Below are 25,885 nucleotides of genomic sequence, written 5' to 3'. Positions count from 1 at the left end.
TGTCTCCGCTATAATCTACCTGCTCAAGCACCAAATCCCGCCTTCGAGGAGGTCTTCGCGTGGCGCTCCAAGTCGAGAAAGAGACGATCCACGGTTTGAACCGCACCGAGCTTCTGGACATGTACCGGCTGATCCTTCTCTCGAGGCGCATGGACGACGAGGAGATCAAGCTCAAGAAGCAGAACCTCACCTTCTTCCAGATCAGCGGCGCGGGACACGAAGCGGTTCTCGTCGCGGCGGGCAAGGCCCTGCGGAGCGGATACGATTGGTTCTATCCGTACTACCGCGACCGGGCGCTGATGCTGACGCTCGGCATGACTCCCACCGAAATGCTCTACCAGGCGGTCGCGGCGTCGGCGGACCCGAACTCGGGGGGCCGTCAAATGCCGGCGCACTGGGGCCTGAAGCGCGCGAACGTGGTCTCGCAATCCAGCCCGACGGGAACCCAGTTCCTCCAAGCGGTGGGGTGCTCCGAGGGGGGCCGGTTCCTCTCGATCCTGCGCGATATCCAGAATCGCCCTCCGTTTCATGAGGACGAGGTGGTCTACGTCTCGTCGGGAGAGGGCACGACGAGCCAGGGTGAGTTCTGGGAGGCGCTCACCACCGCGGCCACGAACAAGGTCCCGGTCCTTTTCCTGATCACCGACAACCAGTACGCGATCTCGGTCCCCGTCGAGGTGCAGACCCCCGGAAGCGACATCGCCCGCTGCCTGAGCGCGATCCCGGGGCTTCGCATCATGAAGGTGGACGGCACCGACCCGGTCGCTTCCTACAAGACCATGACCGAAGCGGTGGCGCATTTGCGCGCCCGCAAGGGGCCGGTGCTGGTGCACGCACTGGTCGTACGGCCGTACGGCCACTCGATGTCGGACGACGAGCTCTCCTACAAACCCCCCGCGGAGCGTGAAGCCGAAGCGAAGCGCGATCCGGTCCAGACCTATCCGCAATTCCTCATTCGGGAAGGCTTCGCCACGCCCGAGATGATCGAAGGGGTCCAGAAGGAGGTCGCGGCGGCGATCGCGAAGGCCGAAGCGGAAGCGCTCAAGTCGCCGCAGCCCGAGCCGCACACGGCGCTCCATCACGTCTACTCCCCCACTGTGGATCCGACCGGACGGGCCTTCGAGACCGCGCCCAAGCTCGAGGGTGGGCCGGAAACGATGGTGACGCTGATCAACCGCTGCCTGCGCGATGAAATGGCGCGGGATCCGAGAATCGTCCTCTTCGGCGAAGACGTTGCCGACGCGACGCGCGAGGAGGCCCTGGCTCATGTCCCCGGGAAGGGGGGCGTGTTCAAGGTGACGCACGGCCTCCAGAAACAGTTCGGCAAAGACCGCGTCTTCAACTCCCCCCTCGCCGAGGCGAACATCATCGGACGCGCGATCGGAATGGCGACCCGTGGGATCAAGCCGGTGGTCGAAATCCAGTTCTTCGATTTCATCTGGCCGGCGATGATGCAGATTCGAAATGAGATGACGATGCTCCGGTGGCGCTCGAACGGCGCCTTCTCCTGCCCCGTGGTGGTGCGGGTTCCGATCGGTGGCTACCTCCAGGGAGGCTCGATTTACCATAGCCAGAGCGGAGAGAGCATCTTCGCCCACTGCCCCGGGCTCCGGGTCGTTTTTCCCTCCACCGCCCAAGACGCGAACGGACTGCTTCGGACCGCGATCCGCTGCGACGATCCCGTGTTCTTCCTCGAGCACAAGCACATCTACCGCCAGCCCTTCGCCAAGGGAGCGTATCCCGGACCGGAATACATGATCCCCTTTGGGAAAGCGCGCCTCGCGCGCGAGGGAAAAGACATCACGGTCGTGACGTGGGGTGCCACCGTGAATCGCGCCCTCCTCGCGGCACAACGCCTCCAGGCGGACGGGCGCGACGTCGAAGTGCTCGACCTGCGCACGATCCAGCCCCTCGACATGGATGCCATCGCGAAATCGGTCCGGAAGACGTCGCGGGTGCTCGTCCTCCACGAGGACGCCCTCACGGGAGGATTCGGCGGGGAGATCGCGGCCCGCATCGCCGAGGATCTTTTCGATTCGCTCGACGCCCCGGTGCGGCGGGTCGGGGCCTTGGACACGCCGGTCGGGTACGCTCCCGCGCTCGAGGACGCGATCCTGCCCCAGGTGGACCGCATCGAGCGCGTCCTGCGGGAGCTGGCCGCGTACTAATTCATCCCCGCGACGCCGGCGCCGCAGCCGCCCGTGCGGGCGCTATTTCGCCAGCATCACGCGTCCGGAGTCCTTCCGGATACGCCCTTCCTCGACCAGGCGCTCCAGGTGCGCCTCGAGGGTCCTCGCGGCGAGCGCGGGCGGGGCTCCCGGCGTGTCCCGATAGACCTCCTCACGCAGGGCCTCCTCCGTCATGGGCCCGCCTTTCAACGCGCTTAGAATCCGCGCTTCCCGCATCCGACGGTGCTCCAGCAGGGCTGCGAGCAGATGGTCCACGCCCCGGCTTGGCGGACCGTGCCCCGGGATGAGCGCGGTCGCCTGAAGCTCCCTGAGCCGATCGAGCGAGCGCAGGTAATCGCTCATGTTCCCGTCGGGAGGATCCACGACGACCGTTCCCAGCGTCGAGACGAGATCTCCCGCGCAGAGCGTTCGCGACCGCTCCTCGAAGAACGCGATATGGGAGCGCGAGTGCCCGGGCGTATGGAGCGCCAGCACCCGGCGTCGATGGGGCCCCTTGAGCTCGATGCGGTCACCGTCCCTTAGCTCGCGATCGAGCCGCACCCGATCCGAGATCAGGCCGTGGCCCCAGACCGGCGCGCCGTAGCGCGCGCGGACGGCGTCGGCCCCCGAAACGTGGTCTTTGTGACGGTGGGTGAGGAGCACTGCGGTGACCTTTCCCCCGCGCGCGGTCGCGCCGTCCACCACCTCGTAGAGAGCCTCGAGCTCGCCCGAATCCGCCGTGCCCGGATCCACGATCACGATCTCGGCGTCTCCGATCACGGCCGCGTTCGTGTGGGTCGCCGGCGCGAGCGTCTCGGTGCGGAGCGGCACCATCACGATGCCCGGGTGCAGGATCACATGGCGCGAGGGCACGCCGTTCGCCTCCGGTACCGCGCGAAGCCGGGCCGGAAGATCGTCGGCCCCCTCCCCGATCACCCGAATCGCGTGGAGCGTGGGCATCGCGAGCGTCACGCGGTCTTCCTCCCAGAGCCTGAGCGCCCGATCCGGCTCGACCCACTCGCCCGAGCTGAGCTCCCCCGGCCAGACATCGGGAGATTCCGGCTGCTCGAGCTCGGAAACGAAGAACATTGTGTCGAAACGCGTGCGGCTGAAAGGGGGCGTGACCCACCGGCCCGACATCCGGAACGCCGCGCGGTCCAGCGAAAGCCCGATCCGTTCGATGGAGGGCCAGAATTCGGCGTTGCCGTTCAGCACCTGCTCCCTCAGGAGGCGCCGCGCGGCCTGGTCCGGTTTCGGCCCGTTCACGCCCACGAAGATCCCTGTTTCCTCGAACGTCTCGCGCACGGCGCAGCGGATCATTGCCAGCTCGAGCGCCTCCTCCCCGTCGGTCGGGCCGTCTTCGGGCGACATCCTCCCGCCCGGGAAGGAATGAAAGCCGCCGAGGAATGGATTCGCCTCGGCGCGGCGCACCCAGAGCACGCGCAGCTTGGGCGTTCGCGAGATGAGAATCAGGCTCGCCGCAGGGCGGAGCGGCGGCGCCGCGGCCGGGCCGGCGGCCTCGGGAGCGGATTGCGGTGGCAACGCTACTCGACGAGCACGGGAGGCAGTGCCTCCCGGAGCGCTCGGATGTGATCCGGTCCGACCCCGCAGCACCCGCCGATGACCTGGGCTCCCCGCGCCACCCATGTGGCGGCGGCCTCCGCGAATTTCTCGGGGGTCCACGCGGGATCGAAGAGCCACGTCCCATGCGCCATGTCCGGCGCGCCCGCGTTCGGGTAGCAGCCGATGGGCGTTCGCGTCGAGCGCGCCATCTCTCCCAAGCAACCCGCAACCATGTCCGGCGCCGTGCAATTCACCAGGATGACGTCGGGTTTGAACGGCTCGACCGCGCCAACGGCATCCGCAAGCGATTCCCCGTTCAAGATTTCCGTGGCGCTCTTGCAGATGAAGCTCACGAGCACCGGGAGACCCGAAGCCTTGGCTCCGCGGAGCGCCGCTTTGGCCTCGGCCGTCGAGTTCATCGTTTCGATCAGAAGGAGATCGACGCCGGCGCGCGTGAGCCGGACCGCCTGCTCCGCGTGCTCGCGTTCGGCCAAGGCGGGGTCGGGCGCGAGATCGGGCCGGTAGCAATCCTCGAGGGGTGCCAGGGCGCCCGCGATCAGGATCTCACGCGCTCCCCGCGCCCGATCCGCGGCCTCCCGCGCGAGCGCGACCGCACGCGCCACCATGCGCTCGGCATCCCCCGCGCGCCCCGCCTTCGCCAGCGTCCGCGGCGTCGCCCGGAACGTATTCGCGGTGAGGATATCGGCTCCCGCACGCACGTAATCCTGGTGGATCGAGCGCACGGTATCGGGAGAATCGAAAAGGGCCTGCGCGCTCCAGAGCGGGAGCGGGGTCGGGATCTGCCGCCGCTCGAGCTCGGTGCCGAGGGCCCCGTCCAGGAGGATCAGCTCGCCGCGGTTCAGCCGGCTCTTGAGCGGGTTATGGATCATTCGGCGACGGAGGCCTCATCCGAAGGGTTCAGTCCATGAAACTGCATCAGCTCTTCGATGACCGCGCGCCTGCGCTTCAGGACCGAGGTCATCGAGGTATACCCGTATCGCAGGATCTGCTCGCGCTCGGAGTAGCTCATGGTCGGATGGAGGAACATCATCACCTCGGCCGACGAGGGCTCGATCCGATAGATCTTTACTTGCGGAAACTCCGCTTGGGCGCGCCGGATCTCACCGTCCAGGCGCGTCCGCGTCTCGATCCGCGATGCCTGGTCCTGGACGAAGGACATGCCCTTCTCTACGATCCTCGCGCACTTCCCGTCGCTCCGCGGAATGCAGACCGAGCTGCGGTCGTTCATGATATTGAGCAGCGGGTTGATGATCAGGATCGTGGACGCGCCGGCTTTGATCGCCACGTCGATGTGCGCGACCCGGCCGGTGGAGCCGTCGATGAAGTCGCGTCCCTGGATCCGAACCGGCCGGAAAAAGAGGGGGATGGCGGAAGAGGCGGCGACGGCGTGGGAGATCGGAACCTGGTCTTCATCGGTATTCGAGAAGATCCGTCTCGTGCCCAGATCGAGGTCGGTCGCGGGGATGTAGAGCTCGCGGGCCAGACCTGTGAAGGAATCGGTCTTGCCGAAGGCTTCGAGCAGCTGGGCGAAGAACCGCTGGTAGTTGTCCAACGCAAACAGGCCGGGTGGCAGGCGCTCTTCGATGTGATGCATGAACTCGAAAGGTGAAGGGTGCTGGCGCAGCCGGATACTCTTGAGGAAGAACCCGGGGACCGAGGCCACGGTCGCGAACACGGATTTCACGATGGCCCAGCGATTCGCCATGTAGAAATCCCCGCGCTTGAACTCGAGGGAGGGCTCCGAGCCGTGCAGAAGCCCCCAGTAGATTTTTCGGGCCGGCACCCCCTTGGCGAGGAGCGAGGCGACGGAGGCCCCCGCGCTCACGCCCATGTAGATGTGGAAGCCCGTGCTCGAAAAATCAAACCCGAGAAAATCGTCGAGCGCCGCCAGGCAGCCGATCTCGTAGAAGGCGCCGGTCATGCCGCCGCCGGTCAGGCCGAGGGCGATTTTTCCGCCTTCCGGGGCGGACGGAATCACTCCGGCCTCCCGGGGTAGCGGAAGAGGCGGTTTACGATCCGGTCCGACAGGCGCGGAGATAGGACGTTCAGAAGCCCGATCCATCGGTTTCGGCGCGGAATGTAGATTTCGGGTCTGGGGCGCCGAAGCGCGCCCACGATCGCCCGCGCAACCTCCTCTGGTTCGAGTACGGTGCCCGCCGGGCCCAACCCGAGCGCCCGGTTTCGATCGAGCCGGGCCAGAAACTCCGTCTCGACCGCCGCCGGGATCACGAGCACCACGTCGATGCCGCGGGGCCGAAGCTCCCGCCGCCACGCCTCCGTCATCCCCACGAGACCGAACTTGGAGGCGCTGTAGAAAGAATAGTACGGCACCCCCACTTTTCCGGCGAAGCTCGCCACGTTGACGATGACCCTACGAACGCCGTCCTTCGTGCCCTCGGAGAGCTTGGGATACGCGGCTCGGGTTACCCGAAAGGTGCCGAGGACGTTCACCTCGAGGAGCTCCGCCACGCTGCCGTCGGATGCCTCGGCGAGCGAGGCGAGCATGCCGATGCCGGCGTTGTTCACGACGGCGTCCAGCCCGCCGAACCTCCCGACCGCCTCGGCCACGGCGCGCTCCGCGTCGGGGAGGCGGCGCACGTCTCCCGCCACCGCGATCGCCGAGCCCCCTGAGGATTCAATGGAAGAACGGAGGGTTTCGAGCGGCCCCTGTCTGCGGGCAAAGAGCGTGAGCTTGGCCCCGCCCCGCGCCAGGAGCTGGGCGGTCCGTCGGCCGATCCCACCCGTGGCGCCTGTGAGGAGGATCGAGCGACCGCTAAGCTCCACTCACTTTGCTTTCGCCATCGCCGGCTCCGCCGCCACGGGCGCCCTTGCAGCCGTGTCCGCGGGCTCCGGCTTCAGATGCCGCACGAACCACTCGCGGATGAAATGGAGCCGCGCGAGGCGTCGTGAGGGCGTGCCGCCGCGCGATAACCCGTGGCTTTCGCCGGGGAAGAGCACCATTTCCACGTCGCGGCGCAGCAGCTTGAGCGAGGTGTAGAGCTGCTCCGCTTCCTCCACGGGGCAGCGGTGGTCCTCCAGGCTGTGCAGGATCAGAAGGGGCGTCTTGATGTTTTCCACGTAGGTGATGGGGGACATCCTGCGATAGTCGGCGGAATCCCTCCAAGGCTGATCCCCGAACTCGGGCACGGCGTCGTCGCTGAAATCGCCGGCGAGAAGGAGCGTTTTCAGGTCGACGACGCTCCGCTGGGTCGCCGCCGCCTTGAAGCGATCGGTGTGCCCCACGATCCAGTTCGTCATGTATCCACCGTAGGAGCCTCCCGTGACCCCGAGGCGTTCGGGATCGATCTCGGGGTAGCGGCGGAGCGCTTCGTCCACGACGCGCATCAGGTCCTCGTAATCGGGGCCGCCCCAATCCTGCACGATCGCCCGCGTGAAGGCCTCGCCGTACCCTTGGGCGCCCCGTGGGTTCGAGAAGAGGACGTAGAACCCCGCGCTCGCGAGAACCTGGAACTCATGAAAGAAGCAGGCGCCGTACTGGATCCTCGGTCCCCCGTGGATCTCGAGCACCATAGGGTGCTTTCCCTTCGGAGCGCCCTTTGGCGCGCCGGACTTCGGCGGTTTGAGCATCCAGCACTGGACCCTGTGCCCTTCGGGCATGTCGACCCAGAGCTCTTCGGGCGTCCCCACCGCGAGGGTGTCGAAAAGCTTGGCCGTCGGGCGAGCCAGCGGCGTCATGGCCCCGGTCGTCGGGTCGAGTCGCGCGACCGTTCCGGCGTCGGTGTGATCGCACCGGACCACCGCGAGATCCTTCGTTCCAGCGCAGCCCTGCACCGCGAGGAGCGCGAGCCCGCCCGATGTGACCCGGCGCGGGGCTCCGCCTTTCGAGGAAACGGCGAATAGATGGGTCGAGCCCTCGTCGCTCGCGGAGAAATAAATCGTCGCTCCGTCGGGCGACCAGACAGGCTGCCCTGGCTCGTGGAAGTCCCGAAGATCGGTCCCCATCAAGTCGAGCCCGCTCCGATCGAAATCCGGGGTGAGGTCGCGAGCGGGGCCCCCGGCGGGCGAGACGATCCACACGTGCACGTTCTTCACGCCCCACGCGTCGGTCTCGTCATCGTTTCCCAGGTAGGCGATCTGGGAGCCGTCGGGCGACCACGCGGGAGCCAAGGCCATGCCCGGCTCCGGCGTGAGGTTCCGCGGCTCCCCACCGGATGACGGGAGGAGCCATAGGTCCATGGTCGTCGCATGGTAGTCGGCATCGGGCAGGCGATTCGCCGGGACGACGAGCCATTTCCCGTCGGGGGACCATGCCGGGGTCCCGTGGTCCCATTCACCCCTCGTGAGGGCCCGCAGCTCACCCGTTGCGATCTCGAAGACGTGGACATGGAACCGCGATTTCGGCAGGAATCCCTGGCCATCCTCCTTGTAATGGAGCCGCGTCAGGTGCCGAAACGTCGGCGGCTTCGGATCTTTCTTGTCGGCCTGGGCCTGGGCCGCATTCTTCGCGGCGATCGAGCCCGGGAGATGTCCCGTTTCGGGCGGATCGTTCGCACGATAGGTGAACGCCAGCTTCGAGGCGTCCGGGGACCACGAGAGCCCGCCGACCACCCCGTCGAGATCGGTCAGCCGTTCCGCTTCGCCTCCCTCGAGCGAAAGCCGGTAAATCTGCGCCTTCTTATCCCGGCGATCCGACACGAACGCGATCGACTTCCCGTCCGGACTCCACGCGGGGCCCCCGTTCTTGTGCTCGCCGAACGTGAGACGGCGCGGCTCGCCGCCCCGCATCGGAACGAGCCAGAGGTGCGATTCATACGCGTCCTTTTCGGAATCGATCGAGCGAACCTGGTAGACGACGCGGCTCCCATCGGGCGAGAGCGCGACACCGTCGATGAACTGGAGATCGAGCAGGGTCTCGGGCGTAACCGGGCTTCGTTCGGGCATGGGTTGTCTCCGCTGGACTATTTGCTTCCGTTCTTGAACCGGTTGATTTGCTCTTTCAAATATTGATCGTTGGGCGCGTAGGAAAGCGCCCGGCTTTCCACTTCGATCGCCTTGGCGGCGTTCCCGCTACGGTAGTGGACCTCGGCGAGCGTGTCGAGTATCTCAGCGCTCTTCGGCTCGAGCGCGGCGGCGCGTTCGGCGGCCTGAAGCGCCTCGACGAGGTGCACGTTGTTCGTGGCGCAGATCCAGGCGAGCCCGTTCAGCGTGGAGGCATCCACGTCCTTCCGCGCCAGCGCGTGCGCGAGCGACTCGGCGACCCGGTCCCGCTCGACCCGCGCGAGATCCGCGCGGCCGGCCTTGTCGTAGGCCTCGGCGTAGCGAATGTGGGCCTCGGCGAGCCGCTGCCCCTCGAGGAGGCGATAGACGCGGATCAGCTCGTTGATGGGGTCCCTGTGATCCTCGACGCGCAGGTCCACGTAGCGCGTCCGGTATTCCGGATACTGGTCGCTCGGCCGCACGACGACGAGCGCCGCGGATTCCATGCCCCGGCGGTCGCCCCCCGCGGCCTGCGCCGCCTGGAGCGCGGCCAGGAGCCGCTCCGCCAGCTCCCCCTGGGTCCCGAGATACGCCCGCTGCATCCCCTGTACAACGGCCTCCCCCGCCAGGATGTTCCCTTGGATCGCATAGCCCGGCCCGGTGATGCCTCCCGCCCAATCGGAGCAAAGCTTCCCGGTGAAATTGGCGCTCCTGCCCCGGGCGTCCACGATTCCGATCTGCCGGTGCGCGCTCCCGGAATCGGCGGCGAGCAGTGTGCGCATCGCCTCCGGAGCCGGTTTCCCCGCGCGGAGAAGCGTGAGCCCCATCGGGCCGAAGGACTCGTTGGTCGAGGCCTGGGTGGCAATCGCGCCCACGCCCGCCTCGGCCCAGGGAACGGCCATCCCCACGCTGAACGCCCGCGATTGGACCGCGACGCCCAGCTCCTGCGTGACCGAGTCGTACGCGACGATGGAAAAGGTGGCCCAGGCCGGATGGGCGCACGCCGCGAGCGCGGCGGCCGCCACCATCGCGATGACAGGGAAGGCTCGAGCGCTCATGGGGAGCCTATCCTCCGCCGCCCCTGCGGAAGCGCTCGATCTGGTCTTTCAGATACTGGCTCTTCGGGTCGATCGAGGCGGCCCGGGATTCGACCTCGATCGCCTTCGCCGGGTTTCCGTGACGGAAATAGACCTCCGCGAGCGTGTCCAGGATGTCCACGTTCCTGGGCTCGAGCGACGCGGCACGCTCGGCGGCCTTGAGCGCGTCCTCGAGATAAAGATCGTGGGTCGCGCAGGCCCAGGCGAGCCCGTTCAGCATCGAGGCATCCCGCTCCCCCCGTCCGAGGGCGCGGCGCAGGGTCTCCGCCACGCGCTCGCGTTCGCGCGTCGCCAGGTCCGCGCGTCCCGCGGCCTCGTACTGGTCGGCGTAGAAGAGGTGGTTGTCCGCGCCGTGGAACCCCTCCTGGATCTCGAGCAGGCGCCTCAGCTCCTTGATGGGGGTCTTGTGGTCCTCCACGCGAAGATCGATGTATCGCTGCGTGAACTGAGGCCGCGTCGCGTTCGGGCGAACCACGAGGAGCGCCGCGGACTGCATGCCCCGCTTGTCGCCCCCCGCGGCCTGCGCCGCATCGAGCGCCGCGAGGAGGCGCTCCGCCATCTCCCCCTTGCTCTCGCGGTACGCTTTCGCCATCCCGGACACGACCGCCGGGCCGGCCAGGATATTTCCCTGGCAGACGAAATCGGCGCCCGCCTCGCCGCCCGCCCAGTCGAGGCACTTGCTCCCCGTCCAGTTCGCGACGCCCCCGCGCGCATCCACAATTCCGAGCTGGCGCGAATCCCACACCGAGTCGGTCGCGGCCAGGGCGCGCAGCACATCCGCCGCTCTCAAACCGGTACGGAGGAGACCGAGCGCCTTGAGCCCGAAGGAAGGATCGACGCGCGCCTGCGTCGCGACAGCCCCGACGCCCGCCTCGGCCCATGGAACATCGGTCCCAACGCTGAAGTACTTGGACTGAACCGCGACGCCCATCTCCTGCGTAACCGAGTCGTAGGCGACGATCGAGAAGGTGCCGCGATCCGATGCGGCGGTGGCAGGCGAGGCGCCCGAAACGCCGAGCCAAACGAGCACGGCGAGGCTCGCTCCGATCCGGGATCCGGCCGTCCGTGGAATGTGGAGGTGACTCATCTCTTCTCCTCGGCTGATCGGTTGGGTGCCGAGCCAGGTCAGGGTAGCTCCTAACCGGTGCCACGCGGCGAGTCTCCCCGAATTTGCCCTTGCGGTCAACGCCGGCCAAGTAGGATCCTTGGAATACACCCGCCGGGCCGGGCGTAGGAGAGGCACCATGCGTGCTGATTCCTCAAGACCCAGGCCCCCCCTCGATCCAAGGATTTACCAGATCACCGTCCTGTCCGGCCTCTTGATTTACGGCCTGGGCTGGCTCCATTTCGACATCACGCCCGGCCGCGCCGCCCTCCTCCTTTCGACCGCCCTCCTGACACAGTACGTGTGCACCAAGCTCTGGCGGCTCCCGAAGTTCGACCCCAAGAGCGCCCTCATCTCGGGGCTCTCGCTTTGCCTCCTCCTGCGCACGAACTTCGCGGCGCTGGCCATCCTGGCCGCCGTCGTGACGATCGCGAGCAAGTTCCTGGTCCGATGGAAGGGCAAGCACATCTTCAACCCGACGAATATCGGGCTCGTGTTCCTGATGCTCCTGGGCGCACCCATCTGGGTTTCACCGGGGCAGTGGGGCAGCGTCGCCTACTTTGGATTTCTGATGGCCTGTCTCGGCGGCCTCGTCGTGAACCGGGCCGCCCGCAGCGACGTGACGTACGCGTTTCTGATTTCCTTCGCGGCCCTCCAGTTCGGCCGCGCGTTCTGGGCCATGCAGCGGTGGGAGGTGCCCATCCATCGGCTGGAGAGCGGGGCGCTGCTCCTCTTCGCCTTCTTCATGATCTCCGATCCCAAGACCACGCCGAACTCGCGCGCCGGGAGGATCCTCTTCGCGGTTCTCGTCACGGCCTTCGCCGGCTTCATCCAGTTCGGCCTGTACCGCACGAATGGAATCCTGTGGTCCCTCGCGCTCTGGTCGATGGCCGTGCCTCTCATCGATCGGCTCTTGCCCGGACCACGATACGAATGGAATCGTGTGCGTTCGAAACCCCAACCCGAAGGAGTACTCGATGAAGCGCCTTCTTCTCTCCGGCAGCCTGCTTTGGATCGCCCTGCTCTGGGCCCAACCGGGGCATAGTTTCTGCGGCTTCTATGTCGCGCAGGGGAACGCGAAGCTCTTCAACCACGCCTCAAAGGTCGTCATGGTGCGGGACGGAGATCGGACCGTGCTCACCATGGCCAACGACTACAGCGGGGAGCCGTCGGAGTTCGCGATCGTGGTTCCCGTACCGACCGTCCTTGCCCGGGGTCAGATCCACGTGGGCGATCGGGCGGTCCTGGAGCACCTCGACGCCTACTCGGCCCCGCGTCTGGTCGAGTATTTCGATCCAGACCCTTGCATGCGGTACGAAGCGCTGGAGTCCGCGCCCATGGCGCAGGGGATGGCGCGGAAGGCCGCCGACGCGATGAACTCCGCGCGCGAACGATCGCTCGGAGTCCGGATCGAAGCCCGCTACACGGTCGGCGAATACGACATCTTGATCCTCTCCGCGAAGCAAAGCGGCGGGCTCGAGACATGGCTCCTGGAGAACGGCTACTCCGTCCCGCCCGGCGCCCGGCGCGTCCTCGGGAGCTACCTCCGCCAGGGCATGAAATTTTTCGTCGCGAAGGTGAACCTGGGCGAACAGAAGCGGCTGGGCTTCTCCTACCTGCGCCCGATCCAGGTCGCATACGAATCGGCGAAGTTCATGCTCCCGCTCAGGCTCGGTATGGCGAACGCGGATGGGCCGCAGGAGCTCTTCGTCTTCGCGATCACGAAGAACGGTCGCGTCGAGACGACCAACTACCGCACCGTCCGGCTCCCCGAGGGCATGGACATACCGGAGTACGTGAAGGATGACTTCCCGCGCTTCTATCGCGCGATGTTCACCCAGCAAGTCGAGAAGGAAAATCGTGAGGCCGTGTTCCTCGAGTACGCCTGGAACATGAGCTGGTGTGATCCCTGCGCGGCGGACCCGCTCTCCGCGGACGAGCTGCGGAGCCTCGGGACGTTCTGGGTCGCCTCGCCCGCGTCCGGCTCGAACCCGCCCCAGCCGGTTCCCCAGACCACGTTCATCACCCGCCTTCACGTGCGGTACGACGCGCGGCATTTCCCGGAGGACCTGGTCTTTCAGGAGACATCCGACCAGAGCAATTTCCAAGCGCGGTACGTGCTTCGGCATCCGTGGAAGGGGGAAGGCTCCTGCCCCGGCATCCGCGAGTATCACCGGAGCGTCCGGGAGCGCCGCGTGAAGGAGGCCGAGACCCTGGCCTCGCTCACCGGGTGGGACATTGCTTCGATCCGGAGAAAGATGGGCGGGGGCTGGTCCGATGATCCGGACAAGCCGTTCCCCTGGTGGGACCAGATGTGGAAGAACTGATTTCACATTGGACTTGGCCGGCGCTGGGTGTAGCGTGATGGGAGTCGGCGCAGACGACTCCGCTCACACGGCGCCGGCCGGCAGTCCTCCCCATCCCTCTCCCCTCTCCCTTGAGCCCCCTCTCCCTTGAGCCCCCTCTCCACCCGCTGGATTTCGGAGGCTCGTGTCATGAATCGGACCTATCTCGCGGATCGAATCCGCCCAACCCTGGCCGGGGTCCCCTTCCTTCTTCTGCCGCTCCTGGCCGCCGCTCCAGGCGCCCTCGCCTTCTGCGGTTTCTACGTCGCCCAGGGCGATGCCAAGCTCTACAACCAATCGTCCAAAGTCGTGCTCGTGCGCGACGGGAACCGGACCGTCCTCACCATGGCGAGCGACTTCAAGGGGGATCCCAAGGAGTTCGCGGTGGTCATCCCGGTGCCGGTCGTGCTCAAGAAGGAGCAGGTCCACGTGGGGGAGAACGGCTGGGTGGATCACCTGGACGCGTATTCCGTGCCGAGGCTGGTGGAGTACTGGGATCCGAATCCGTGTCCGGAGGAACTGCGCATGAGAGGCGGGGCCCAGTCTCTCATCAGAAGGAAGGATTCCTCGACGATGCAGGTCATGGCTATGAATGCATTGGGCGACGTCCGGGTTGAAGCCCGCTACAAGGTCGACGAGTACGACATCCTCATCTTGTCTGCCGACGAGGGACGCGCGCTCGAGCGTTGGTTGCATCAGAATGGCTATCAGATTCCGGAGGGCGCTTCACGGGCCCTCCGGAGCTACATCAGGCAGGGCATGTTCTTCTTCGTGGCCAAGGTGGACTTGGGAGAGCAGAAACGGCTCGGCTACACCTACCTGCGCCCCATCCAGGTGGCGTACGAATCCCCGAAGCTCATGCTGCCGCTGCGCCTCGGGATGGTGAACGCGCAAGGATCGCAAGAGATGTTCGTGTTCACGCTCACACGAGCCGGACGAATGGAGACCACCAACTACCGCACGGTCCGTTTGCCGACCGGAAGCGACGTGCCCGAGTTCGTGAAGCCCGACTTTCCGGACTTCTACCGCAAGCTCTTCAATAAGCAGCACGAGCGTGAGGGCGGAAAGGCAGTGTTTCTCGAATACTGCTGGAACGTCGCCCCGAACGCCCCTTCATGCGATCCATGCACCGCCCCTTATCTCACCGCGGAGGAGCTACGATCGCTGGGAGCGTTTTGGATTTCGACGACCACACCGGATCCCGGGCAGGCGGTCCTGACGAGGCTCCACCTGCGATACGACGCCGGGCACTTCCCGGAAGATCTCCAGTTTCAGGTGACCGCCGACCGGGAAAACTGGCAGGCGCGCTACGTGATCCACCATCCGTATCGAGGAACCGACGAGTGCCCACAGATGGCCGCATACAACCGAACCGTCTGGGGACGCCGCAAGAAGGAAGCGGAAAACTACTGCGATCTCACGGGTGCTCGGATCGACGACGTTCGCGACCGAATGGGGGCCGCCGCGGATTGGTCTACGGCGTACGAAACGGCGACTTGGTGGGAGCGAATTTGGAAGGTCATGGGCAAGTAGCAGGGGTGCCGCGGGGTTCAGCGGACGGAGGAGGAACGCTGGACCCCGCCGTCTCCACGCGAGACTACGCCGAAGTGGCTACCCTTCCAGGCCCCAGAAATACCGGACACTTACCCTGAGCGCGATCCCAACCACGAGCGCCACGGTTGTGCTTGCGAGGGTCCCCAAGATGAAGTACTCGGCGAAGGCTCTGTTTTCAAACTCACGAGAACGAATGAGACCTTTGGCAGCAACCAGGAATCCGAGCACTTCATAACGGCCGACAACGATCGCCACGATCATCAGCAATCGTTCCAAATTCCCAATGCTGCGCCCCCGGCTGAGCTCGGTCGTGCTCGGGAGGGACCCCGAGCCACCTTCGGGTTCGCGCGGCGGGATTGCACCGGTCTTATTGAGGACGCCGCGGACAACATATGTACCGAACCTGAAAACGGCCACGACCACGGCGATTACGCAAACGATCGCCGTGACCTTGCCTGATTGCACAACGGTTTCCGTGGCTGTCCAACCGGTCCCACCGAAACCGATAACCAGGGCGCTGACCGCTAGCAGACCAACGTTGGCTCCTATCTCAAGCTCCGCCAGGAAGCCGTCGCCGCCGCGAACGCTCATCAGCCTTTGACGTATCAATCCTGTGCCAAGAACGAAAACGGCAAACGCGACAAGAAGCAGCACGCGTGCACGAGCATCTGTTCCGGCAGGCGGGAGCAGCCACCCGAGGCAGCCCGCGAAGGCGCTGGCGGCCAGCAACTTGGCTATCTTTTGAGCTGGCCCCTCGATCCTCCCCCGCTCGGGCACGCAGTTCGGCGCGATAGCGTAGCTTGCGATGATCCATACCGAAATGAGCTGCGCCCAAAGCGTCAGCTCCGTTGGGCCTGCCGGCCAGATCGGATCTGGAGTCATTCCTGGGAGGGGGAACGCTGCTTGGTGGCAGCCAGGACCAACTTCCAGGCGGCCTCGGCCTCCCTGTATGCTTCGAGGCCTCCGGCTCGAGCCCGCTTGCTCACGGCCTGCTTACTGATACCTTCACGTGTCGCGATCTCCGCTTGCGTTTCATCCTGAAGCAATGCCTCGAGCAATTCACGCTGCTTCATCGTCAATCGTGAGCGAACGTGGTGGAGCACTCGGGCCATACCGTTTAGTACCTGGTCCTCTTTTGGGCCGAAGCCAACGAACACACCCCCAAAGCGGCGGCTGGCCCTCGCGTCCTCCAGGGCTCCCCTCGCTGCATACCAAGCGGGGCCATCCATGCCGATCGCGTACTCCCCAAGGTCTGTGTAGAGAGCTCCCCGGCCAATTCCGAGCCTTAGACTTGTATTCGGTAGATTCATCTCCAGCTCCCGAACGAGGTCGGGTATAGCGACGGGGTCTCGAAGGAGACCTTGAAACTCATCCCCGATCGTTATCAGAAACTTCGCCGCGAGCGAAAGGGCAAAGTGGCTGTTTATCTGCTGGAGAGTTCGCCCTATTCGACGCTGAAGAGCGCTCCGCGCGTGCGGCGCGATCTGCCGTGATCTAACGATGTCGCCAATGACCCCTACATAGAGAGTCGGCATATGTACAACCATAATAGGTTGACTTATTGGTAGTCAACCTTTTTTTGTTGTATTATTAATGCAATAAACAACAATAACTTATGCGGTTACAATCCCAATATAGATTGACTCATTGAAGGTCAACCCAATAAGGTTGACCGATCTCAGAGGCGCGCCAGCCCCTCCACCACGAGCGTGCACACCCCCATGTCCTCCTCTACGCGCCCCTCCAGCACGAAGGGACGCGAGGCCGTCAGCAGGTGGCAGAAGCGCCGGTACGCGCCCGGGAACAGGGTCGCGTCGTAGAGCGCGGTCGTGTCCTCGAAGGAGAGGAACTCCATCGGCTCATGGTCTTTGGTCTGGACGGGCTTCGATGTGACGAACCAACCTCCGACCCGGACGCGCTGTCCGGCGTGGCGGGAGAGGTCGCAGGCGCGGATCACGCCTCGGGTCTTGAGGGCGCGCTCGAAGGGCTCGAGCGGGTGCGCGCTGAGCAGAAAGCCGAGGGTCTCCACCTCGTGCCGGAGTACGGTGGCCCGGTCGTAGGCCTGGGCGTGGGGCGCATTCACCGGCTCGGGCGCGAAGAGGTCGCCCGTGGCGCCGGGGCGTCCGTTCGCCCCCAATCCCAGGTAAAGCTCCCACAGAAGCTCCGGCCGCGTCCTCCCCTCCCCGATCGAATCACACGCCCCCGATTTGACAAGCAGCTCCGCATCCGAAAGGTGCAGGGCGACGCGGCGTCTCAGCTCCGCGAAGGAGGCGAACGGCCCTCCGCGCGCGCGCTCCCCGAGGAGCGCGCCAGCCGCCTCCGCATGGAATCCTTTGAGCTGCATCAGCCCCACGCGAAGCTCGCGGCCCCTCCCGGTGTACTCGCGCGCGCTCGCGTTCACATCGGGTGGAAGGACGCGGAGGCCCATGCGGCGTGCTTCGGAGACGTAGGCGAACGTGGAGTAGTAGCCACCCTGATTCGAAATCACCGCGGCCATGAACTCCGCAGGGAAGTGCGCGCGGAGCCACGCCGAGCGAAACGACACGAGCGCGTAGGAGGCGCTGTGCGGCTTGCAAAAGGAATAGCCGGCGAAGCTCAGGATCATCTCCCAAACCTGTTCCACCACCGGCCGGTCGACGCCCCGCTCGGCAGCGCCCGCGAAGAACTCCTCCTGATAGGCGCGGAGCGGCTTCACGGGCCGCTTGTGCCCGAGCGCCTTGCGTAACCCCTCCGCATGGGCGAGCGTGAACCCCGCCATCTCCATGGAGACCTTGGTCACGTCCTCCTGGTACACCATGATGCCGTAGGTCTCGTCGAGCGTATGCTGGAGCGCGGGATGGATCGGGTCGTAGGCGCCCCCTTGGAGCCGCCTCACGTACTCCCGGATGTAGCGGTTCGCGGCGGGGCGGATGATGGAGGAATGGATGACGAGGTGGTCGAAGTCGCCGACGCCCGCCTTTCGCTGAAGCTGGCGCATCGAGGGGGATTCCGCATAGAAGCACCCGAGCGTGTCCCCCTCCGCGACGAGTCGCCGGGTATCGGGATCGTCGATCGGGTTCCACGTCCGCTCGTCGATCTCGCGCCCGGTGTTGCGGGCCACGGCCAAGAGCGCGTCGCGGATCACCGCGAGCGAGCGGTTCCCCAGGAGGTCCATTTTCACGAGGCCGTAGTCTTCGACCTGGTCTTTCTCCCATTGGACGATCGGCACTCCCTTGGGAGCGATCTCGACCGGGACGTGGTCGGCGAGCGAGTCGGGCACGAGCACGATCCCCCCACTGTGCACCGAGAGATGGCGCGGATGGCCCTCCAGCGCGATGGCCTGCGCGAGAATCTCGGGCCAGGGAGGCTCGAAGTCCACGTCGCGGAATCGCGGGTGGCCGTCGAGGCGCTCGATCGGATCCTCGAGCCCCCAGAAATGCTTGAGCCGCTTCGTCACGTTGCGGATCTCCTCCTCCGGGAGGCCGTAGACCTTCGCGATTTCGTGGATCGCGGCTCTCGACCGGAACCCGACGTGGTTCGCGACCATCGCCGCGCGCACGGGCGCGCCATTTTCCTGTAAGACGTCGAGCTGGATCTGATCGCGCTCGTCCCACGCGAAATCGACGTCGATGTCGGGCGGGTCCTTGCGCTCCGGCGAGAGGAAGCGCTCGAAGAAGAGGTTGTGGCGCACGGGATCGACGTGCGTGATGCCCAGGAGGTAGGCCACGATGCTCGCGGCGCCCGATCCGCGCCCACAGATCCGCGGCGTGCGTGAGGTGATCGCTTCCACGATGAGAAAGTAGTCCGCGAAACCCTTGTCTCCGATGACCGCGAGCTCTCGGTCCAAGCGGGCGCGGACCGCGGGGTCCGGATCGCGCCCGTATCGGTGCAGGATCCCCGCCTCGCAGCGCGCGCGGAGGATCTCGAAGGCGTCCCCCCGCTCGAGCGGATAGGACGGGAAAACGGTCCGCCCCATCGACCAATCGACCGCGCATTCCTCGGCCAGCCGCCCCGCGTTCTCGATCGCCTCGGGCGCGTGGGGAAACCGCTCCTCCATTTCCTCGGCGCTCAGGAACGTGCGATCGGGCTCGGCGAGGTCGTCGAGCGGGACGCGGTCGAGCGTCGCGTTCCGCGCGATCGCGCGGAGCGTGTGGTGGAGGCGGTGTCCCTCGCGGTGGACGAAGTGGACGTCGTTCGTCGCGACGCACGCGATCCCCTCGCCGCGGGCCCAGCGGAGGAGCCCGCGGTCGTCCCGTCCCGGGACGAGCTCCGCGTAGACCGGGAGCGCGTCGCGCAAGACCGAGAGAAGGCTGCGCTGCCCGCTCAGGAGCAGGAGCGATGCTGCGTTCTCGCGGACCGCCCGGGCGAGCGAGAAATCGGGATCGAGATGCCGCGCGGTGAGGACGCGGCAGAGTGAGCGGTAGCCCTCGCGGCCCCGCGCGAGAAGCACCGCGCGATCGGGCGCCGCCCCCGCGCGATCGGGGGTGGCCCCGGACGCGGATACGACCTCGGCACCCGCGATCGGCTTGAGGCCCCGCTCCTCGCAGATCTGCCGGTAGAAGACAAAACCGTAGAGCGCGTTCGTGTCGGTGAGCGCGAAGCGATCCATGCCGCGCCCGCGCGCCGCCTGGGCGAGCGCTTCGATCGTGTCGGCACCTCGCATGAGCGAGTAGTGGCTATGAACGTGCAGATGGGCGAATCGTGAGGCCATGCAGCATCCAAGCGGCGGGAACGAGCGCCTCTGCTCCGAAACGCTCGCGTGCGCCGTCGATCGTCGACTCGAGAGCCGCCGCGCGCGATCCCGGGCCCTCCTCAGGCTGGACGTCCCACAGGGGGAGCTGCGTCGCCCCGCGCGCGATCCCCCGGGCGTCGAGCCTGAGCCTGCGCACCCTCACGCGCCGCGTGAGAGCGCGCCCGAGCAGCTCCGCCACCGCGGCGCGAAGCTCTGCGCTCCCGAGCGGCGGCCGCGCGAAGGTCCGCCTCGCCCGGGCGCCCCGGCCGTCCGCGTAGTCCACCGCGAGCATGAGCCACCGAGCCTCTTCGCCGCGTGCCCGGAGCCCCGCGCCCACCTCGGCCGCCAGCCGCGCCGCGTGCGCGGCGAGCGCGCGGCGATCGTTCGTCTCACACGCGAGCGTCTCCTCGGCCGTGACGTGAGGACGAAACGCGGGCGCCCGCACGGGCGTCGAGTCCATGCCGCGCGCCTGCCTCCAGAGAAGAAGCCCGGCCTTGCCGAACGCGCGTGCCAGATGCGCAGGCGAGAGAGCCTGAACCTCACGGACGAAGCGGACGCTGAGAAGATCGAGCCGTGGCGCCACCTCGGCTCCCCGCGCCGCGGGGAGCATGTGGACGGAAAGCGGGGCCAGAAACGATGCCTCGCTTCCGGCGGAAACATCGACGAGATCCCCGTCGGGCGCCACGACTTGTGCCGCGACCCGGCTCACGAGCTTGTTCACCGCCACGCCGAGGGTCGGATGGAGCCCGAAGGAGGATTCCACGTCGCTTCCTGCGCGCGCGGCGCGGTCCCGCGCTTCGGAATGGGTGCGCGCGACCCCGGTCAGGTCGAGAAAGAAGCGGCCGCTTTCCGACGAGCCGCTCCCCGGTCCGCCCGCGGGTTCGACAACGGGCGCGAATGGAGCCAGGCGCCCGAAGATCGACTCCCCGATCCCGCCGTAATAGGCGCGGTCGATCGGGAGCGCGACAAGATCCCGGCACAGGCGCCGCGCCAGCACGAGCGGCGTCCCCCGCGTGACCCCCGCCTCGCACGCCTCGCGCGAGGGCATGATGACGTGCGGTCGCGGAGACTCGCTCGGAACGAGCGCGAGCGGGCGGCCCGCGAGCTTCGGGCAGCGGAGCCGCTCCGCTTGGATGGGAAACGAGTCGATCGCGACGTGGAGAATCGTGCGTTCCATGGCAAGAACGGCGGGCCGCTGCCTCAGGAATAGCGGCGCAGGAGCCCGATCAGGATGCCGCGGATCTGGACTCGCGAGGCCGGGAATTGCATCGGCCGAAGCGCGGCGTTCGCGGCGCGAAGCTCGACCTGGGCGCCGTGGCGGTAGAAGCGCTTGAGCGTAGCCTCGCCGTCCACGACGGCGACGACGGTGCGGCCGTCGTCCGCCTCGAGCGCGCGGCGCACGACGATGAGATCCCCGTCGTGGATTCCGTCCTCGATCATCGAGTCCCCGCGCACACGCAGCGCGTAGCGCTCCCCGGGACCCAGGAGGGATGGCGGCACCTCGACCGGCTCGGGGTTCTCAATCGCCTCGATGGGTTCTCCCGCTGCGACCACACCGAGAAGCGGAATTGTCGCGGCGGCGCGCTCCGCCCCTCGCACGGGCCGGCCGACGCGCCCCGAGCGCGCCCTTCCCCACGCCAGAGGGGTGAGGCTCCGCTTGGCATTCAAGGGAGAGGGAGCCAAAGCGCCCCGGCGGCGGAGCTGCGCGATCAGCTTCGCCACCGCGTTGAGCGATCGAAGCCCTAAATGGCGGCGGATCTCCTCGTAGGATGGGGCGAACCCCCAACGCTCGAGGAATCCGGCGATGAATTCATAGGCCGCATACTGGCGCGGCGTGAGCATGAGGTTTCCCCCGTGGCCCCGCGCGCCCCCAGCGATGGCGATGGCGCGGCGGCGCCGTAGCGTGACCCGCAAGGTGGGCGCCCCGGGGCGGCCGCATGGCGCCCTGTTAGCAGCCGTCCGGGACCCCCTGTTCGCCAGGCGGTACGCGATGCGCGCCCTGCGAACCGAAACAACAGTATAGGTGAATAAAAGGTGAAAGTCAAGCGGGTCCCGTGATTATTTGCTTGATGCGATCACGGGCCATGTTCGAGCCACCGTCCCATGGGCTACGATGCCCCCCATGGAACCCACCGCGTTCACCCACTTCCGCTCGTTCCAGTCGCCGGTATCCGCGATATGGCCCTGCCTCACGGTTCCCGATGGACTCGCGGGTTGGATCGGCGCGGCGGAGCTCAACCTTGCCCGCGAGGGCCCCCTCACACTCAAGACGTGGAACGGCGACGTCTTTCGCGGGCGCGTGATCTCGGCCGTTCCCCCCGTGAGGCTCGAGTTCGCGTGGCGGCTATTCGACTTCGACCCGGAGAGCCACGTGACGTGGCGGCTGACGGGGGACGGTCCCGGCTCGAGACTGACGGTCACGCACGACAGCCTCCGCAGCCGCGAGGAGCGCGACCACGCCAGGCTCTTCTGGCGGGAGTCTCTCGACGCGCTCAAGAGACTCGCCGACGAGAAGCTCCCCTCCCCTGAATGGGGAGGAACTCATCCGGTCACGATGCGCGCTGTCTTGCCTCGCACGGCAGCGGACCTCTGGCCGGTTCTGTCGACTCCTTCGGGGCTCTCCAAGTGGGTCGCCAATGTGGAGCAGTTCGAGGCGCAGGCGGGGGGCGCCTTCCGATTCCGGTCGCGCTATCGCGGGCAGGATGTCATCGAGCAGGGGTTTGTTCAGGAGATCGTGGCGGAATCGAAGCTCAGGCTCTCCTGGGAATGGATCGGCGAGGGCTGGGGGGCGCCGACCGAGGTGCTCTTCGCGCTCGAGCCGGAGCAGGACGGCACGTCGCTCATGATCTCGCACTCGGGATTCGAGCGCATCGATGCGGGACGCGGGCCGGACGCGCGGAGGAATTATGCCCTGGGCTGGCCGGAGGTCCTCTCGGACTTGAAGCGGCTCGTCACGCCCGTGGCGAGCCGGTAGCTATCTAGACACGCAGCACGATCTTCCCGACGTTGCGCCGCCTCTCGAGGAGATGATGCGCCGTGGCGACCTCCTCGAGTTGCAGGACGCGTCCCGGTTCCGGGTGGATTTCCTTCGCCTCCGCAAGGCGGATCAGCTCGCCGAGCACTTCACGCACGAGCGCCGGATCGCCCATCAGCCGCGCGAGATTGAGGCCGTAGAACCCACGGCTTCTGCGCAGCATTTGGAGCGGATCGATCTTGGGCGTCGAGAACAGGAGCCCGAGCGCGCCCAGAATGCCCCGCTTCGAAATGCTCGCAACCCCGCAGCTCACGAGCCTTCCGCCGGGCCGAAGCGCGCGAACGCCTTGCCCGATCGAACGCCCGCCCACCGAGTCGACGATGATGTCGAACCCGCCATTCCTGCCGTAGAGGGTGCGCGCGACCCGGTCCACGTGAACCCGCCTCGAATCCACGACGTGCTTCACGCCCTCGCTCTGGAGGCGCTCGCGCTTGAAGTGGGAGCTCGCGGCTCCGACGATCTCGAGCCCCACGCGGCGCGCGAGGTCGATCGCGGCGAGCCCGACGCCGCCCGCGGCCGCGTGGAGGAAGAGCCGCATCCCGGGCTCCACCGGGCCGGTCCGGTAGAGCGCCACGTAGGCGGTCCCGTAGTTGAGTGGGAGCACGACGGCCGATTGCGTGCCGAGGGAATCCGGAATCGCGTGCACGTTGGCGGCGGGGACGGCCACCCGTTCCGCGTAACCGCCCGACCGGTGATACGCGAGCACGCGCTGGCCCACCCGGAACCCGTTCACGCCCTCACCGAGCGCCAGCACTTCGCCGCCCGTCTCGAACCCGGGGACGAACGGGCGCTCCGGCGCGTCCGGGTAGAGACCTTGGCGCGCGAGGACGTCGGCGAAATTCACGCCGGCGGCCCTGACCTGGATCAGGATCTCACCGGGACGCGCGACCGGGTCGGGGATCTCTTCGACGCGAAGGTTCGACGGCGGGCCCGGACGGCGGAGCACGATGGCGCGCACGGGACTACCTCGCCGGGCGCCCGGCCGGCGGCGCGCCCTCGCCTGCCCGAAGCCTCGCGACGAGCGCTTCCACGCGCGCTCGGACCTGATCGCGGATTCGCCGCACGTCCTCGATCGGTTTCTTCGCCGGATCTTCTATGGCCCAATCCTCGACCTTTCGACCCGGATCGTCGCAGACCGCCGGATCGTCGCAGCCCATCGAGATGACGAGGTCGGCGCGCTCGAGCATCGCCCGGTCCACGCGGCGAGGGATCCGGCCCGAGAGATCGATCGCGACCTCCCGCATGGCCGAAACGACCGATGGATGCACCGAGGCGGCAGGCTCGGATCCCCCCGAGAGTGCGGCGTGATCCGGCGCCAGGCTCTCGAAGAAGGCGTGGGCCATCTGGCTGCGGCCGGCGTTCTGCCGGCAGAGAAAGAGAACCGTCACGCGCCGACTATACGCGAACCGATCCGGTGCCCGCCAGCGCCCGCGCCTTCTCGAAAACGGCGCGCCACATCGCGGCCGTGAGCTTGCCCGTGCTCGTGTTCTGCTGGCTCGGGTGGTAGGAGGAGAGAAGGAAGCCGCCCTCCGGCAGGGACCTAGAGGCCGCGTGCGCGAACTCGGGCCGGGGTTTGAGCTCGGTCCGTCCCAGCTCGCGCCGGGCTTTCAAGATCGCGTCGAACGCGATCCGCCCGAGCGCGAGCCGGATCCGCACGTTTCGAAGGGCCATCATTTCGCGGACCAGGTATTCACGGCAGTTGTTCAGCTCTTCCGAAGTGGGCTTGTTCCCGGGCGGCGCGCAGCGGGCGGCCGCCGTGATGTAAACGCCGCGCAGGGCGAGGCCGTCGTCCGCGTGACGGGAGTGCGGCGAGCCGGCGAGCCCTTGGCGATACAGTTCTCCGTAGAGCCATTCTCCCGAGCGATCCCCGGTGAACATCCTGCCGGTGCGATTCGACCCGTGGGCCCCCGGCGCGAGCCCGACGATGAGGAGCCACGCTTCGGGATCGCCGAACCCCGGCACCGGCTTGCCCCAGTACTCCTCCTCCCGGTGTGCCTTGCGCTTCTCCCGTGCGATTCCGGCGCAGTAGGCGCGGAGCCGCGGGCATCGCTCGCACGCAATCACGTCGCGTGAGATGAGCGCGGGGCCCTCGCTCCGTGCCGAGGCCGCCGCTTGAATGGCCTGGGGAGGGGGTCGCCGCCGTGCGGGTTTCGTCACAAGGGCTCCTCGCCCGCGTATACTCCCAACCAAGTTCGCTGCCGCAATGCACATCCCCCCGGAGGTCCCGTGACGAAACGAAGCATCCTATTCGCGGCGCTTGGCGCTGTGGTCATTTCATTCGCGGCGTCTCCGCGCACCGGGGCCGAGCTGACCCCGGGCACTCCCGCGCCCGACTTCGCCGGAAACCACGTCTGGATCAACACGCGCCCGCTCTCGCTCAAGCAGGAACTGAAGGGCAAGGTCGTGCTGGTCGATTTTTGGGAGTACACCTGCATCAACTGCATCCGAACCCTTCCCGCGCTCAAACGCATGTACTCGCGGTACAAACCCTACGGCTTCGAGATCATAGGTGTTCACGCGCCCGAATTCGATTTCGCCTACAAGGCTGAAAACGTCTCGATCGGAACCAGTCGGCAGCGCATCCCCTGGCCCGTTGTGGTGGACAGCGATTTCTCCATCTGGCGCGCCTACGACAGCAACTCGTGGCCGAACAAGTTCCTGATCGATTCGAGGGGCATCATCTCACGCCACCACGCGGGCGAGGGTGCCTACGGGGAGCTGGAGCGGCAGATCCGCGAAGAATTGAGGAAGACGAATCCCAAAGTTACCTTCCCCGCCGCATGGGTGATCCCCCCGGATTCCAACGACTTCGACCCGACGCGATGCGGGAGCATGTCGGAGGAGACGTATGTCGGCACCTCCCGTGGATCGCGCTGGGGAGGGGAAATCGCCAACCCTGAAGGTTTCCAGCCCGGGAAGTCGGTTCGGTACGCGAGCGGGCCGCGCCCCGTGAAACGGGGCTTTTTCGCGCACGGCCTCTGGAAGAACAACCCCGACGACTTCGAGCATGCTCGGAGCACCACGGATCTCAAAGACTACGTAGGCATGTCCTATCTCGCCCGCGAGGTGTACGTGGTCATGAACCCGAAACGTGGAGGAGCCGCATCGCGCGTATACTTAACCCGCGACGGGCAGCCGGTGCCGGGCGCCCGCCGGGGCGTCGACGTCAAGGCGGACGCGCGCGGACGAACCTACATCGACGTCCGCGAGGGGCGAATGTACTACGCGATTCAGGGGGAGGACACGGGGCAACACGAGCTTCGCCTGTTCGCGACCGATCCGGGCGTCGCGATCAACTCGTTCACCTTCGGAAACCGCTGCCTCACCAGCTTCGACCGCCTTTAGGAGC

General features: G+C 66.8%; 21 protein-coding genes. 6 read left to right on the top strand and 15 right to left on the bottom strand.

What is annotated here, in order from left to right; genetic code table 11:
- Positions 1–119 precede the first annotated feature (119 nt).
- Entirely contained in the window at positions 120–2,168 is a 2,049-nt protein-coding gene (locus tag E6K76_09100; protein ID TMQ58070.1) for a dehydrogenase, read from the top strand.
- A 42-nt stretch (positions 2,169–2,210) separates the two neighbouring features.
- Here E6K76_09100 and E6K76_09095 read toward each other — a convergent pair whose 3' ends face one another.
- The 7 genes from E6K76_09095 to E6K76_09065 are packed head-to-tail and all read right to left on the bottom strand — an operon-like array spanning position 2,211 to position 11,033.
- Positions 2,211–3,815: an MBL fold metallo-hydrolase gene (locus E6K76_09095; GenBank protein TMQ58053.1), complete on the bottom strand. Its 1,605-nt coding sequence runs from the start codon at positions 3,813–3,815 to the stop codon at positions 2,211–2,213.
- Positions 3,713–4,621: a homocysteine S-methyltransferase family protein gene (locus tag E6K76_09090; GenBank protein ID TMQ58052.1), complete on the bottom strand. Its 909-nt coding sequence runs from the start codon at positions 4,619–4,621 to the stop codon at positions 3,713–3,715. The genes E6K76_09095 and E6K76_09090 overlap by 103 nt, the downstream gene beginning before the upstream one ends.
- The gene (locus E6K76_09085) at positions 4,618–5,814 is read right to left on the bottom strand and encodes a hypothetical protein (protein TMQ58051.1); all 1,197 of its coding nucleotides are present in this window, start codon (positions 5,812–5,814) and stop codon (positions 4,618–4,620) included. The genes E6K76_09090 and E6K76_09085 overlap by 4 nt, the downstream gene beginning before the upstream one ends.
- Complete coding sequence (locus E6K76_09080) at positions 5,727–6,536, bottom strand: SDR family NAD(P)-dependent oxidoreductase (protein TMQ58050.1); 810 nt, start codon at positions 6,534–6,536, stop codon at positions 5,727–5,729. Before E6K76_09080 ends, E6K76_09085 begins: the two co-directional genes overlap by 88 nt.
- Complete coding sequence (locus E6K76_09075) at positions 6,537–8,654, bottom strand: S9 family peptidase (GenBank protein TMQ58049.1); 2,118 nt, start codon at positions 8,652–8,654, stop codon at positions 6,537–6,539. It lies immediately after the preceding gene.
- Positions 8,655–8,671: 17 nt separating this feature from the next.
- On the bottom strand, positions 8,672–9,718 hold the full coding sequence (locus tag E6K76_09070) for a DUF1028 domain-containing protein (GenBank protein ID TMQ58069.1): 1,047 nt from the start codon (positions 9,716–9,718) through the stop codon (positions 8,672–8,674).
- Between the two features lie 37 nt (positions 9,719–9,755).
- Positions 9,756–11,033, bottom strand: a complete 1,278-nt coding sequence (locus E6K76_09065) for a DUF1028 domain-containing protein (GenBank protein ID TMQ58048.1) — start codon at positions 11,031–11,033, stop codon at positions 9,756–9,758.
- Here E6K76_09065 and E6K76_09060 point away from each other — a divergent pair.
- The 3 genes from E6K76_09060 to E6K76_09050 all read left to right on the top strand — a co-directional run bounded on the left by E6K76_09060 (position 11,032) and on the right by E6K76_09050 (position 14,770).
- A complete protein-coding gene (locus E6K76_09060; protein ID TMQ58047.1) occupies positions 11,032–11,937 on the top strand; it encodes a hypothetical protein in 906 nt (301 codons plus the stop codon). The genes E6K76_09065 and E6K76_09060 overlap by 2 nt on opposite strands.
- Positions 11,870–13,219 carry a DUF2330 domain-containing protein gene (locus E6K76_09055; protein TMQ58046.1) on the top strand — a complete coding sequence of 450 codons (1,350 nt, stop codon included), beginning with the start codon at positions 11,870–11,872 and terminating at the stop codon, positions 13,217–13,219. The genes E6K76_09060 and E6K76_09055 overlap by 68 nt, the downstream gene beginning before the upstream one ends.
- A gap of 168 nt (positions 13,220–13,387) precedes the next feature.
- A complete protein-coding gene (locus E6K76_09050) occupies positions 13,388–14,770 on the top strand; it encodes a DUF2330 domain-containing protein (protein TMQ58045.1) in 1,383 nt (460 codons plus the stop codon).
- Between the two features lie 78 nt (positions 14,771–14,848).
- Here the strand turns inward: E6K76_09050 and E6K76_09045 are convergent, their stop codons facing one another.
- The 5 genes from E6K76_09045 to lexA form a co-directional block, all read right to left on the bottom strand.
- Complete coding sequence (locus E6K76_09045; GenBank protein TMQ58044.1) at positions 14,849–15,673, bottom strand: hypothetical protein; 825 nt, start codon at positions 15,671–15,673, stop codon at positions 14,849–14,851.
- Positions 15,670–16,338: a hypothetical protein gene (locus E6K76_09040; protein TMQ58043.1), complete on the bottom strand. Its 669-nt coding sequence runs from the start codon at positions 16,336–16,338 to the stop codon at positions 15,670–15,672. The genes E6K76_09045 and E6K76_09040 overlap by 4 nt, the downstream gene beginning before the upstream one ends.
- Before the next feature lie 131 nt (positions 16,339–16,469).
- Positions 16,470–19,481, bottom strand: coding sequence for a DNA polymerase III subunit alpha (locus E6K76_09035; protein ID TMQ58042.1), 3,012 nt, complete (start codon positions 19,479–19,481; stop codon positions 16,470–16,472).
- Entirely contained in the window at positions 19,447–20,679 is a 1,233-nt protein-coding gene (locus E6K76_09030) for a hypothetical protein (protein ID TMQ58041.1), read from the bottom strand. The genes E6K76_09035 and E6K76_09030 overlap by 35 nt, the downstream gene beginning before the upstream one ends.
- Positions 20,680–20,702: 23 nt before the next feature.
- Positions 20,703–21,416 carry a transcriptional repressor LexA gene (gene lexA / locus E6K76_09025; protein ID TMQ58040.1) on the bottom strand — a complete coding sequence of 238 codons (714 nt, stop codon included), beginning with the start codon at positions 21,414–21,416 and terminating at the stop codon, positions 20,703–20,705.
- A gap of 199 nt (positions 21,417–21,615) precedes the next feature.
- Between lexA and E6K76_09020 the strand changes: the two genes are divergently transcribed.
- Positions 21,616–22,476 (top strand): SRPBCC domain-containing protein, encoded by an 861-nt coding sequence (locus E6K76_09020; GenBank protein ID TMQ58039.1) that lies wholly within the window; start codon positions 21,616–21,618, stop codon positions 22,474–22,476.
- A gap of 4 nt (positions 22,477–22,480) precedes the next feature.
- Here E6K76_09020 and E6K76_09015 read toward each other — a convergent pair whose 3' ends face one another.
- From E6K76_09015 to E6K76_09005, 3 genes are read right to left on the bottom strand one after another with little or no spacing between them, the layout of a single operon-like run.
- Entirely contained in the window at positions 22,481–23,494 is a 1,014-nt protein-coding gene (locus E6K76_09015; GenBank protein ID TMQ58038.1) for a zinc-binding dehydrogenase, read from the bottom strand.
- Positions 23,495–23,498: 4 nt separating this feature from the next.
- A complete protein-coding gene (locus E6K76_09010) occupies positions 23,499–23,924 on the bottom strand; it encodes a hypothetical protein (GenBank protein TMQ58037.1) in 426 nt (141 codons plus the stop codon).
- 7 nt (positions 23,925–23,931) lie between these two features.
- Positions 23,932–24,747: a uracil-DNA glycosylase gene (locus E6K76_09005; protein ID TMQ58036.1), complete on the bottom strand. Its 816-nt coding sequence runs from the start codon at positions 24,745–24,747 to the stop codon at positions 23,932–23,934.
- On the opposite strand from E6K76_09005, the gene E6K76_09000 reads away from it, so the two are divergent.
- Complete coding sequence (locus E6K76_09000; protein TMQ58035.1) at positions 24,649–25,881, top strand: redoxin domain-containing protein; 1,233 nt, start codon at positions 24,649–24,651, stop codon at positions 25,879–25,881. The genes E6K76_09005 and E6K76_09000 overlap by 99 nt on opposite strands.
- Positions 25,882–25,885 lie beyond the last annotated feature (4 nt).

Source organism: Candidatus Eisenbacteria bacterium (genome assembly GCA_005893275.1).
Classification (GTDB): domain Bacteria; phylum Eisenbacteria; class RBG-16-71-46; order SZUA-252; family SZUA-252; genus WS-7.
This window is presented reverse-complemented; position numbering and strand designations above follow the sequence as displayed.